Annotated in this window: 12 protein-coding genes; 7 read left to right on the forward strand and 5 right to left on the reverse strand. The window is 69.7% G+C overall.

Translation table 11 applies throughout. From position 1 onward, the window contains the following. Nucleotide 1 precedes the first annotated feature (1 nt). From HUA76_RS12220 to HUA76_RS12230, 3 genes are all read right to left on the reverse strand, one after another. On the reverse strand, nucleotides 2–1447 hold the full coding sequence (locus HUA76_RS12220) for a UbiA family prenyltransferase (RefSeq protein WP_174454198.1): 1446 nt from the start codon (nucleotides 1445–1447) through the stop codon (nucleotides 2–4). An 83-nt stretch (nucleotides 1448–1530) separates the two neighbouring features. After that, the gene (locus tag HUA76_RS12225) at nucleotides 1531–2574 is read right to left on the reverse strand and encodes a methyltransferase (RefSeq protein WP_174454199.1); all 1044 of its coding nucleotides are present in this window, start codon (nucleotides 2572–2574) and stop codon (nucleotides 1531–1533) included. Between the two features lie 11 nt (nucleotides 2575–2585). Next, nucleotides 2586–2951 (reverse strand): MXAN_6627.5 family MYXO-CTERM protein, encoded by a 366-nt coding sequence (locus HUA76_RS12230; protein ID WP_141641655.1) that lies wholly within the window; start codon nucleotides 2949–2951, stop codon nucleotides 2586–2588. A 114-nt stretch (nucleotides 2952–3065) separates the two neighbouring features. Between HUA76_RS12230 and HUA76_RS12235 the strand changes: the two genes are divergently transcribed. Beyond that, nucleotides 3066–4394 carry a response regulator gene (locus HUA76_RS12235; RefSeq protein ID WP_174460908.1) on the forward strand — a complete coding sequence of 443 codons (1329 nt, stop codon included), beginning with the start codon at nucleotides 3066–3068 and terminating at the stop codon, nucleotides 4392–4394. A 70-nt stretch (nucleotides 4395–4464) separates the two neighbouring features. Here the strand turns inward: HUA76_RS12235 and HUA76_RS12240 are convergent, their stop codons facing one another. After that, nucleotides 4465–5112, reverse strand: coding sequence for a hypothetical protein (locus HUA76_RS12240; protein ID WP_141641657.1), 648 nt, complete (start codon nucleotides 5110–5112; stop codon nucleotides 4465–4467). Between the two features lie 56 nt (nucleotides 5113–5168). Between HUA76_RS12240 and HUA76_RS12245 the strand changes: the two genes are divergently transcribed. The 4 genes from HUA76_RS12245 (at nucleotide 5169) to HUA76_RS12260 (ending at nucleotide 8353) form a co-directional block, all read left to right on the forward strand. After that, nucleotides 5169–5663: a hypothetical protein gene (locus HUA76_RS12245; protein WP_174454200.1), complete on the forward strand. Its 495-nt coding sequence runs from the start codon at nucleotides 5169–5171 to the stop codon at nucleotides 5661–5663. Nucleotides 5664–5731: 68 nt separating this feature from the next. Next, complete coding sequence (gene bcp, locus HUA76_RS46275; protein ID WP_305794231.1) at nucleotides 5732–6940, forward strand: thioredoxin-dependent thiol peroxidase; 1209 nt, start codon at nucleotides 5732–5734, stop codon at nucleotides 6938–6940. 380 nt (nucleotides 6941–7320) lie between these two features. Next, a complete protein-coding gene (locus HUA76_RS12255; protein ID WP_174460910.1) occupies nucleotides 7321–7815 on the forward strand; it encodes a hypothetical protein in 495 nt (164 codons plus the stop codon). A 100-nt stretch (nucleotides 7816–7915) separates the two neighbouring features. Further along, nucleotides 7916–8353: a hypothetical protein gene (locus HUA76_RS12260; RefSeq protein ID WP_174454202.1), complete on the forward strand. Its 438-nt coding sequence runs from the start codon at nucleotides 7916–7918 to the stop codon at nucleotides 8351–8353. Between the two features lie 175 nt (nucleotides 8354–8528). On the opposite strand, the gene nagZ is transcribed toward HUA76_RS12260, so the two are convergent. Further along, the gene (gene nagZ / locus HUA76_RS12265; RefSeq protein ID WP_141641672.1) at nucleotides 8529–9593 is read right to left on the reverse strand and encodes a beta-N-acetylhexosaminidase; all 1065 of its coding nucleotides are present in this window, start codon (nucleotides 9591–9593) and stop codon (nucleotides 8529–8531) included. A 256-nt stretch (nucleotides 9594–9849) separates the two neighbouring features. On the opposite strand from nagZ, the gene HUA76_RS12270 reads away from it, so the two are divergent. Next, on the forward strand, nucleotides 9850–10290 hold the full coding sequence (locus tag HUA76_RS12270) for a DUF488 domain-containing protein (protein ID WP_254614143.1): 441 nt from the start codon (nucleotides 9850–9852) through the stop codon (nucleotides 10288–10290). 88 nt (nucleotides 10291–10378) lie between these two features. Beyond that, nucleotides 10379–11761: an ATP-dependent RNA helicase DbpA gene (gene dbpA / locus HUA76_RS12275; protein WP_174460911.1), complete on the forward strand. Its 1383-nt coding sequence runs from the start codon at nucleotides 10379–10381 to the stop codon at nucleotides 11759–11761. Nucleotides 11762–12170: the final 409 nt, after the last annotated feature.

Consider the following 12170-nt stretch of genomic DNA (forward strand, 5'->3'; position numbering starts at 1 on the left):
CTCACGTGGCCGCCCACAAGACCAGGGCGGAGACGAGCCCCACCGCGTAGCTCACCTTGTCCTTGAGCGCGAAGACGAGCGGGTCCTCGTTCACCTGCCCGCGATGCGCCAGCACCCAGATGCGGCCCACCCAGTAGAGCATCACCGGGCACAACAGCCACAGGCGCTCCGGGTGGTCGTAATAGACAGTCACTTCCTTTGACGTGATGTACAGCGCCAGCACCAGCACGGACACCTGGCCCGCCGCCGCGCCCAGGCTGGCGAGCTGCTCGTAGTCCTGCGCCAGGTACCCGCGCCCATGCGCGGACGTCTCGTTGGACAGCCGCAGCCGGCGCACCTCGCTCAGCCGCTTCACCAGCGCGAGCGACAGGAACAGGAACATGCTGAACATGAGCAGCCAGCTCGACGTGGGCACGCCCACCGCCAGCGAGCCGCCGAAGATGCGCACCGTGTACAGGCCCGCCAGCACCAGCACGTCCAGCATCACCACCTGCTTGAGCCGCAGCGAGTACGCCAGCGTCAGCGCGTAGTACGTCGCCAGCAGCGCCGCGAAGGCGGGCGGCAAGAGCAGGCACACCGCCGCCCCGGCCAGGAGCAGCACCGGCGCCAGCACCACGCCCACGCTCACCGGCAGCGAGCAGGCCGCGAAGGGGCGCTTCTTCTTCGTCGGGTGCCGCCGGTCCGAGTCCAAATCCAGCAAGTCATTGAGCACGTACACGCTGGACGCGCACAGGCTGAACGCCACGAAGGCCAGCACCGCCTGGGCCAACAGATTCGGCGCCGCGGCCTTGTGCGCGGCGAGCACCGGCACGAAGACGAGCGCGTTCTTCGCCCACTGGTGCACGCGCAGCGCCTTCACCCAGACGCGCGGGCCCACCTTGGGCCTCTCGAAGACGCGGTGGACCTGACGCCCCAGTCCCCGGGCCTTCTCGAGCACGCCCGCCGGCGCGTGGACCACCACGATGTTTCGCGACTCGCGCCACAGCGGCACGTCCACCGCGTCGTTGCCCGCGTAGTCGAACGTGCCCAACGCGGCCTTCAGCTTCGCCAGCTTGCGCGCGCCGGAGAGGTTCACCGTGCCGTCGCTGGCGTGGACCTCCGCGAAGATTCCCAGGTGCGCGGCGACGGCCTGCGCGATTCGCTGGTCCGCCGCCGTGGCCAACACCAGCCGGCGGCCCCGCGCCTTCTCCTCGTGGAGGAACGCGAGCAGCTCCTCGTTGTACGGCAGCTGCGCGGCGTCCAGGCCCGCCCGCCGGGCGACCTCCGCCTTGAAGTACGCCTTGCCCTTGAGCACCCACAGGGGCAGCAGCAGGAGCAGCCACGGCGCGCGCTTGAAGAGCACGAGCAGGTTCTCGTGCAGCGTGTCGGTGCGCACCAGTGTCCCGTCGAGGTCGACGGCGAGCGCCACGTCGGGCGAGTCAGCGGTGAGGGGTGTCTCGGGAAGCATGGGCAACGGGGGCGAAGGCTACCCTGTCAGACCGCTCCTGGGAGCGGGAAGGGCGCGCGGCCCCCCGCCCGCCAGGGCACCGCTCAGTCGAGTCGGGCGATCAGCAGGGTTTGAAGGGGGAGGTTTCGGATGGGTCGGCTGCTCTCGATGCGGTAGCCCGCGTCGTCGAGGAAGCCCTCCACCTCCGCGGGCGTGTAGGCGTCAGAGCCGGAGGTGACGAAGTAGTGCAGGCCGATGAGGGGCGCGGAGCTGGCGGGGTCCTGGATGTCCTCACGCAGATACTCCAGCACGGCCAGCGTCCCCTTGGGGGCCAGCGAGGAGCGGATGCGGCGCAGGAGCGCCACGTTCTGCGCGGGCGTCAGGTGGTGCATCACCTGGAACAGCAGCACGCCGTCATAGAGGCCACCCAGCTCCGCGGAGAGGATGTCCCCGGCCTGATGGGTGACCAGGTGGCTCAGCCCCGCGGAGGCGATGATGTCCCGGCCCACTCGGACGCTGCCTTCCAAGTCCAGCACCGTGGCCTTGAGGCCCCGGTGGCGCAGGCACAGCTCCGCGGCGAACCAGCCGTGCGCTCCGCCCAAATCCAACAGGTGTCTGGCACCTCGGGGCAGGGGGATGGCGCCCACGACCTCCGGGGCCGCCAGCCGGGCGAGCTGGTGCATGGCGTGGATGTAGTCGCGCCAGCGCGGGTCCTCCGGCGCGAAGTCGTGGATGTCCACCGCCTCGCCCGAGCGCACCACGCCCTCCAGCCCCGTCCACCAGTCCCACTGCGCGTAGTTGAACTCCAGGAAGGCGCCCACGTACTTGGGCGAGCGCGGGTCCAGCCACCGCTTGGAGCGCGACGCCAGCCGGTAGCGGCCGTCGCGCTGACGCTCCACCGCCTCGCACGCCACCAGCGCTTCCAGCAGGGAGCGGGTGCCTTCCGGGGACAGCTTCAGCCGCGCCGCCAGCGCCTCCGACGTGGCCGCGCCGTCCGCCAGCGCGCCGTAGATGCCCAGCCGCACGCCCGCCATCAGCGTGCGCGACGCCATCATCCCGAAGAAGGCATGGGCCAGGGGTTGGGGGGCCAGATTGAACCAGTCCGCCACTCGCTCCAGCAGGTTGTCCGCCTTGAGCCCCAGCCGCATGCGTGCGCCCCCTAACGCTTCTTCCGGGGGAGGGCCAGGCCGGCCAGTCCCACCATCACCAGCGCGGCCTCCACGCCCATCAGGCAGCCCACCTGCTCCGCCTTGCGCACCCCCGTGTAGCGGCAGGTGCCGTCCTCGCAGGAGAAGCGCGGCGAACAGTCTCCGCTGCTGCGACAGACGGTGTTCACCCGCCCCGTCCCGTCCTCCCCTTCCGGGTTGTCCCGGTCGGGTCCGCCCTCTCCAGTGGATGCGTCCGGGAGGGGGATGATGATGCCTCCGTCCCCCGATGACTGGGCGAGGGCGACGGCGGGCAGCAAGAGGGGGAGGCAGGCCAGCAGAGACAAGCCCTGGGCGCGGACAAGGTGACGAAGGGACATGACGGGGTCGTCACCCTAACCGCCCCGCCGCACAGATGCATCCACCGTGGAAACCGGAACTCGGGGGTAGATTGTCCCACCCCACCGCCTTCATCTGGTAGCGTACGACCCGCGATGGCCGCCCCCAGAATCCTCGTCGTCGATGACAACCCGGAGCTTCTTTCCCTCCTCACGCAGCTGTTCGAGGACGCGGGCTACGAGGTCGTCGGCGCCAGCCGCGGCAGGCAGGCGGTTGACGTCGCTCGGGCCAATCCCCCCGGCGCGGCCGTCTTGGACATCCTGCTGCCGGACATGATGGGCTACCACCTGGCGGACGCGCTGCGGAAGGACAACCCCCAGCTCCCGCTGCTCTTCATCACCGGCGTCTTCAAGGGCGGCAAGCACGCGCTGGAGGCCCGGCAGAAGTACCAGTCCGCCGGCTACTTCGAGAAGCCGTTCGAGGCGCAGAAGCTGCTGGAGGCCGTCACCAAGGTCCTCCCTCCGGAAAAGAAGGCCCCACCCGCCGGCTCCCTCCAGGACGCCTTCGAGGTGGAGCTGGACATCGACGTGGAGGAGGAGGGCCCCCAGGACGTGATGGAGCTGACGGGCCGCATCAAGGTGACGGGCGGCGGCAACATCACTGCGGAGATTCGCGGCGCCAACCTCACCGCCAGCCCCATGCAGAAGGTGCCGGCCACCCAGGTGCGGTCGCCCGCGCCGGGCCGTCCGCCGGACTCTCCTCCCGCGGGCTCGGGCGCGCCGGGCAGCCGCCGGGGCGAGCTGAAGGACAACCTGCCCTCGTTGCTCACCGCCTACTACCTCTCCCGTGAGACGGGCGAGCTGGGCATCCAGCGCGGCAAGGTGAAGAAGGTCGTCTACTTCGAGAAGGGCATGCCGGTGTTCGCCCTCTCCAACCTGCTGGCGGACCGCTTCGGGCAGTTCCTCGTCCGCGTGGGGAAGATAAAGCCCGAGCAGCTCCAGGATGCCTCCGCCGTGGCGGGAGCGACGAACCGGCGCACCGGCGACGTGCTGGTGGAGCGCGGGCTGCTCAAGGACACCGAGCGGCTCTACTACGTGGGCCAGCAGGTGAAGGCCGTCATCTACTCGCTCTTCGCGTGGGAAGAGGGCACGTATCTGATGAGCTTCCGGGAGAAGGCCAGCTCGGAGTCCATCAAGCTGGACGTGCACCCGGCCAACCTCATCGTCCGCGGCATCAAGAAGCTCTACAAGCCGGAGCGCCTGCGCCGGCTGCTGCAGCCAGAGGACCGGCTCATCCCCGCGGTGGCCCCGGCGTACCAGCTCAACGAAGTGGAGCTGGAGCGGTGGGAGGCGGAGCTGTTGCCCAAGATTGACGGCAACCGGACCGTCGCGGAGCTGCTGGCGTTCGCCAACCGCCCCGAGCACGTCGTCTACGGCTTCCTGGTGGCGATGATGGCGCTGGGCATCCTGGACAAGCGCTCGTAGCGCGGCTGCGGGTCGCCGGGCGGGCGCCTGCTTGGAGCCTGGGGCGCCCGGGGTGGCTTGGAGCTCGAGCTCAGCCGCCCGTCAGGCGGGAGCCAATCCAGAACAGGCCGAGCGCACCGGAGCCCACGGCGACGACGCGCTGCACCCAGGTGGTGATGCGGTCGTTGAGGCGGGTGAGGCCCTCGGCGAAGAGCAGGCCCACGGTGCCCATGCCGATGAGGATGCCCAGCGCGAAGCCGGGCAGGTACGTCCACGCGGCCAGGCTCATGCTTCCGCCGACGAGCAGCGGGGGCAGGGCGAGCAGCAACGAACGCACGCCGCTGACGGCCATCAGCGCGCCGGCGGCGGTGCTGACGGTGTGCACGTGCTCGTGCGGCTCCTTGGAGTGGCCGGGCAGGTGGGGGTGGCCGTGGTTCAGGCTGTTGGGGAACAACAGCGCCGTCACGGCGAGGGCCACCAGCACCGCGCCGCCGAAGATTTCGGCCCAGCGCTCGAAGGTCTCGGACAGGCCCACGCCGGCCAGGAGGCACAGGGAGGCGATGCCGCCCAGCATGGCCGCGTGCCCCAGCGCGAAGCGGAAGGCGGTGGCGATGGCCGCTCGACGCCGGCCCCCATTCAGGGTTCCGAGCGTGGCCACGGCCGCGCAATGGTCCGGCCCCACGGCGTGGAGCAGGCCCTGGGACAGACCGAGCAGGAAGGCAAGGAGAATGGGCTGCACGACGCGGACCCTACCCGCGCTTCCCTCCGGAGGCCAGCAAGAGGTACCTACGCGTCATGTGGACTGCCTTCCGACCGCTGCCGGCCGCGCTTTCACTCGTGTTTTGTTGGGTCCTCTTCACCGGGTGTGACTCGGGGAAGAAGCAATTCCAGGAAGCCAATGCACAGTACGAGGCGCTGGTGGACCGGGGCGTGCCGCCGACAGACCCGGCGTGGGACGCGGTGGTCGCGTCGCTGGAGAAGGTGCCCGCCGGCTCACGCTCGCGTCCGGAAGCCGACAAGCGTCTTTCGGCCATTCGTGGCCTGCGGGGCAGCCTGCCTCCGCGTCCGTTGGCGACCCCCGGTGCGACGGGGCCCGGCACCAGCGAGGCGGACGTGAAGCGCGCCGCGTGCGAGGCGCTGGCGAAGAAGCTGGGACAGGCGTCGGACGAGGCCACTCGCGAGCCACTGCACAAGGCGCTCGAGCAGTGTCACGCGGACCTGGTCCGGCTGGAGGCCAAGAGCCACCCTCCCGGGGAAGAAGGCCACGAGCATGGGAGTCCGCCGCATTGACGCCGTGTGACGTCGCTCACGGATGATTGAGAACACGTCGGGTTTGTGGCTATGGAGCGCGCATGCCCATGCCCCAAGCAGGTGACGCGGCTCCCGACTTCGTGCTTCAGGACCAGGACGGCAACTCCGTGACGCTCTCGCAGCTCGCGGGGAAGAACGTCGTCCTCTATTTCTATCCGAAGGATGACACTCCCGGATGCACCGTGGAGGCGTGCAGCTTCCGCGACGAGCACTCGGTGCTGGAGGCCGCTGGAGCGGTGGTGCTCGGCGTGTCCGCGGACAGCACCGCGAGCCATCGCAAGTTCGCGACCAAGTTCAACCTTCCCTTCCCGCTGCTGGCGGACACCGAGCACCAGGTGTCGGACGCCTACGGCGTCTGGGGGGAGAAGTCGCTGTATGGACGCAAGTTCCTGGGCATCAACCGCGCCACGTTCCTGATTGGACCGGACGGCAAGGTGAAGCAGGTGTGGCCCAAGGTGAAGGTGAACGGCCATGTGGTGGAGGTCCTCGCCGCGCTGGGGGCGAAGCCGAGTGCTCCGGTGTCGGGCGGGTCCGCGTTAGAGGTGGAGGCGGCGGCGCCCGAACTGCCCGCGGCGTCCGTGAAGGACTCGGAGTGGGTAGATGAACTCACTCCGCTCTCGGGCACTCCGTTGACGGCGCCGGCGCAGGTGACGAAGTTCGAGCCCGCGAAGCGGAAGTCCGCGGCGACGAAGGCCCCCGCGAGCAAGGCCGCGTCGCAGGATGAGACGCCGGCCGGGGCGGCTGTCGCGGTGACGACCGCGCCCGAGAAGAAGGCCGCGCCCGCGAAGAAGCCGGCCTCCGAGAAGAAGGCCGAGCCTGTGAAGACCGAGCCTGTGAAGGCCGCGCCCGCGAAGAAGCCGGCCTCCGAGAAGAAGGCCGAGCCTGTGAAGGCCGCGCCCGAGAAGAAGGCCGCTCCCGCGCAGAAGACCTCCGCGAAGGAGGCAGCGCCTGTGAAGAAGGCGCCCGCGCAGAAGACCTCCGCGAAGAAGGCAGCGCCTGTGAAGAAGACCTCCGCAAGGAAGGCAGCGCCTGTGAAGAAGGCGGCCGCGAAGAAGGCCGGGCCCGCGAAGAAGACCTCCGCGAAGAAGGCAGCGCCTGTGAAGAAGGCAGCCGCGAAGAAGGCGTCTGCGAAGAAGGCCACGCCCGCGAAGAAGACCTCCGCGAAGAAGGCGTCTGCGAAGAAGGCGCCCACGAAGAAGGGGGCCTCGGCGAAGAAGTCCGCTCCCGCGAAGAAGTCAGCTGCGAAGCGGAAGTAGCAGAGCGCTGCCGTGAAGCACGGCCACTTCCCAGATGCGTGGACGCGGCGCTTCAAGCCTCGTCCCCGTATCTGGGGATGAGGCGCCACGGAGCACTGTCTGTGCGGCGACGATGCTCGTGCTCGGACGCACGGTGCTTTGAACCAGGCAAGGGAGCAGGGACTCGCCGCGCAAAATTTGCGGCGAGACGCGGGCTTCTGTCCCGAAGAAGTCTCAATCCACCGTGACCATGAAGAAGACGGTGCGCGAGCGCCGAGGAGGGCGTAACTGAGCAAGCGGCCCAAGCGGCCGCCGTGTACCCGCCTCGTGGTTTGGACACCAGACGTGCCCATTCTCCTGGGATGCGGGGGACTTGAAGACAGACATCCGAGGAGTGGGACATGCGCGAGCGGAATTTCCGGCGGTGGGCTCAGGTGGCGGCGTTGACGGTGGGTGTCATGGGCGCGGCGGGCTGCGGTGGCCTGCCCGAGACAGGGGGCAAGCAGCCGGGCGAGAGTCGCGGCGGGCCGTTCGCTCAGCGTGGCATCCAGCCGGATGCACTCCTGGACATGCAGGGCAACGTGCACCCCGAGAAGTCCCCGCCCTGGTTGATGGTCGCGGACCGGGGCCACAACGGCACCATCAAGGACATTGGCTCCAGCATCGACCCGCGCACGCCCAAGCTGGAGGGACAGCAGAACAAGTCCCTCTGGGACGACAAGGGGAAGATGATGGAGGACCGGTACGGCGTCGAGGGGGGTGCCACCTTCGCGCCGACGTCACAGGGGCTGGGTGGCGAGGATGGCGCGATTCAGGGTGGCTCGACTGACTTCAACCATGGTTGGGGTTACCGGCCGCAGGGCTGGCAGGACCGCAACGCTCGGCTGCGGCGCTAGGTTCGACTCGGGCGGACGGCTGGTTCTTCGCCGGCACCCGCGTACGAGGATGGGTATCCATCCCTCTGGGGCCTGAATGGCTCGCCGGAGGGATGGACACATGAACCAGGGAAACATTCGCCGCTGGCTCCTACCCGGCGCGCTGGCCGTGGCTTCGTTGGTGGGCACGGCGTGTCACCGGGAGGAAGAGCGCGTCCGTCGGGAGATTCCCAGGACGGGCGGCCCCTATCAGGGCGTCGCCAATGACTCGCAGCCCTTGAGCAGCTTCGGCCCGGGAACGGGTGGCTCGGGCACGCCCGACATCGCGCCCGTGCAGGACATCGTGGGCACGAACCTGCCGCCCACGGCGGTGGGCAATGTCCCTCCGCGTGTGGAGCCCGGCATCGCCGCGGGCTCACCGACAGCGATTCAGAAGGAGCAGCAGGAGCAGGACGCACCGCCCCAGGGGGCCCCGCCCGCGAAGAACACGCCGGATGGAACGTCGGCCCCGAAGCCAGGGGATGCTCCTCCACGCGAGGACTCCAAGGTCCCGCACTAGTTGCTCGGTGCACGGGGCCGGTGCCCCGTGGCGCTCATCGAGACGCGAGCATGACCTTGGTGGGGCCTGGGCTCGCTACACGGGGCCGGTGCCCCGTGGGGCTCCTCAAGACGCGAGCAGGACCTCGGCGGGGGCCTTGGCTCGCTACACGGGGTGGTGCCCGTGGCCGTCACGCTCAGCGAGACGCGAGCATGACCTCGGTGGGATCCTTGCCCGCGAAGGCGCTGTCGAGCCCCTTGGCGAGCGCGTGATGCTCGGCGCCTCCCAGGGTGGCGAGCCGGTCCTCCGCCGGGTGCGCGAAGCGCGCGGCGAGTACGTCGAGCCTGCGGTGCGCCTCGGTGATGCGCTCGCGCGGAATCCTGCCGGACTCCACCGCCTTCACCACGGCCTCGATGGCGCGACGCTGCACCTCCGCGTGGTGGCACACGAGGAACAGGTCCACGCCCGCGAGCGTGCCCTGCACCGCCGCCTCCTCCACCGTGTAGTGGTCCGCGATGGCCTTCATCTCCAGGTCGTCGCTGACGAGCACGCCGTCGAAGCCCAGCTCCTCGCGCAGCACCCCCGTGAGCACGCGCTCGCTCATCGTCGCGGGCACGCCCTTGTCCAGCGCGTCGAACAGGACATGGGCCGTCATCAGCGAGGCCAGCCGCGCCTGCGCGAAGGCCCGGAAGGGCACCAGCTCCACACGCCGCAGCCGCTCCAAATCATGCGCCAGCCTGGGCAGCGTCAGATGGCTGTCCGTGGTCGTGTCACCATGCCCGGGGAAGTGCTTGCCGCAGGAGGCGATGCCACCGGCCTCCAGGCCCCGCGCGAGCGCCACACCCAGCCGCGCCACCTCCTCCGCGTCCCGGCTGAAGCTCCGGTCCCCAATGACGGGATTGGCCGGGTTGGTGTCCACATCCAGCACCGGCGCGAAGTCCCAGTCGAAGCCCACCGCGCGCAGCTCGTGCGCCAGCAGCCGCCCCACGCGCTCCACCAACCGGGCGTCCCCGCGCTGTCCCAGCTCGCGCATCGGGGGCAGGGCGGTGAACGGCGCCCCGCGCAGCCGCGCCACCCGTCCTCCCTCCTGGTCCACCGAGAGGATGAAGGGCCGACCCGCGCGCGTCTTCAGCTCGCGGCACAGCGTCGCCGTCTCCTGCGCCGTACCCACGTTGCGCTTGAAGAGGATGGCGCCATAGACGCCGTCATCCATCAGGGCCGCCAGGTCGGCGTCGATGCGAGTCCCAGGAAAGCCCACCATGAACAGGCGGGCGCAGTCGCGGTAGAGGGCGGAGGCGGTCACGGGACGCAGTGTCGCAGAACCCGGGCCTCAGCTGGATACCGTTCCTTCGCGGTCCGCACCGGGCGTCGTCTGCCCGTCACCTCCCGGGGCGGTCATGTCCGCTGGCCGCCATCCCGGTCCGCCCGGGGCAGGGGTCGCCCGGCTCCTCCACGTGGCTTCCGGCGGGCTCCTCGCATCGTCATGTTGAGGCACGGCGGCGAGGCGCCAGCGCGGGATGCCAGGGCGCCTGCCCGTCCACCTGTCGGGGGAGCACGGGACGATGATTCAAATCGAGCGGGTGTATCACCACCTGGAGCCGCACGACTCGGAGGGGGCTCGCTTCCTCGTCGAGCGACTGTGGCCGCGAGGCATCAAGAAGACCCACCTGAAGCTGGATGGCTGGCTCAAGGACGTGGCGCCCAGCACGGAGCTGCGCAAGTGGTACGGCCATGAGCCCGCGCGCTGGGAGGAGTTCCAGCGCAGGTACGCCCAGGAGCTGCGGGAGCATCGCGAGGCCCTGGAGCCGCTCGTCGAGGCGGCCCGACGGGGAGACGTGACGCTGCTGTTCAGCGCGCGGGACGAGGACCACAACAGCGCCGTCGTCCTGAAGGCGCATCTGGAGCGCGGGCTGCGTCCAGCCAGGCGGCGCTCGCGCCAGCACCCGACGGTGCATTGACACAGGGGCTTGTTCCGCCACGGACGGCTGCTACAAGGGCCCCGGGATTCCGAGGCACCTTCCGCGCCTCCGTTCAATCGAGGCCCTGATGGATTTCGCCACGCTCGAGCTGTCTCCACCCTTGCTCCAGGTCATCGCCGAGCTGGGTTTCCAGGCCGCCACGCCCATCCAGGCGCAGAGCATCCCCGTGTTGCTCAAGGGCAAGGACCTGGTCGGCCAGGCGCGCACCGGCAGCGGCAAGACGGCGGCCTTCGCGCTGCCCATGCTCCAGCACGTCCAGCTCCAGGACCGACGCCTGCAGGGGCTGGTGCTCTGCCCCACGCGAGAGCTGTGCGCCCAGGTGGCGGGAGAGATTCGCAAGCTGGGGCGCCGGCTGCCGGGCCTTCAGATATTGGTGCTGGCGGGCGGACAGCCCATCCGGCCGCAGTTGGAGGCGCTGGAGAAGGGCGTGCACATCGCGGTGGGGACGCCCGGCCGGGTGATTGATGTGCTGGAGCGCGAGGCGCTGGAGACGAAGCGCCTGGGCACGGTGGTGCTGGACGAGGCGGACCGGATGCTCGACATGGGCTTCCGCGAGGACATGGAGCGCATCATCGGCGCGATGCCGTCACGGCGTCAGACGGTGCTCTTCTCCGCGACGTTCCCTCCAGACATCGCGGCCCTGAGCCGCGCGTTCCAGAAGGACCCCGTGCGCGTGACGGTGGAGGACACCGAGGCCACGCCCGCGATTCGTCAGGTCCGCTACGACACGAAGCCCGAGGACAAGACCCAGCAGTTGCTGCGCGCGCTCCGGCTCTACCAGCCGTCCTCCGCCATCGTCTTCTGCAACCACAAGGCGACGGTGGTGGAGCTGACGAAGGCGCTCTCCGACGCGGGCGTCAGCGTGGACGGGCTCCAGGGGGACCTGGAGCAGTTCGAGCGGGACCGGGTCATGGCGAAGTTCCGCAACCTCACCACGCGGGTGCTCGTCGCCACGGACGTGGCGGGGCGAGGCATCGACGTGGAGGCGCTCGACGCCGTCGTCAACTTCGACATGCCCTTCCAGCCGGAGCCGTACGTGCATCGCATCGGACGCACGGGACGCGCGGGGCGCACGGGGCTCGCCATCGCGCTGGTGGCGCCGAACGACAAGCGCAAGGTGGAAGAGATTGAGCAGTCCCTGGGCCTGAAGCTGGAGCCGGGCGACGCGGCGGAGCTGGAGGCCGCGGCGTCGAAGCCGGGCTCGCTCGGCTCGGATTGGGAGACGCTCTACATCTCCGCCGGGCGCAAGGACAAGATGAGGCCGGGAGACATCCTCGGCGCGCTGACGGGTGAGGCGGGTGGCTTCGCCGCCACGGACGTCGGCAAGATTGAAATCCAGGACCACATCTCCTACGTCGCCGTCGCGCGCCGCGTGATCAAGGTGGCCTTCCAGCGCTTGAGCGAGGGCAAGATCAAGGGCCGCAAGCACAAGATTGAGCGCGTGAAGTAGCCGCCCGCGGAGAACGAACCCGCACGCGGAACGGGCCAGGCCCGCACCTTCTGGCCCTCCCACCCGCGACGGGTGACTCCGTCATGCGGGAATCCTCCAGTGCTGAGTGGCTTGCCGCTTCTGGGCGGGATGCCTCCCGTGGAGGTTCGCCGCGCCAGGGCAGCACCCTGCCGTGCGGTGGCGCCGAGGACCGGTGCCCTCACGGCGCATGACCTGATGCGGGCTCGTGCCTCGCACGACCTGGGAACGAGGTGGATGGCCCGGGCCGTGTCACGTGTCGCGGCGGGGTGACGGGACTCCCCGCTTCCAGCCCGCATGAATTTGTGGCGTCCGTGCATCAGCTTCGAGTCTTTGCGATGGCTGTCTGACGAATGCCAGGTAAAGGCAATCGCGAGAGGGCGTCGCTCTG

Source organism: Myxococcus sp. CA056 (assembly GCF_013336715.1).
GTDB lineage: Bacteria > Myxococcota > Myxococcia > Myxococcales > Myxococcaceae > Myxococcus > Myxococcus llanfairpwllgwyngyllgogerychwyrndrobwllllantysiliogogogochensis.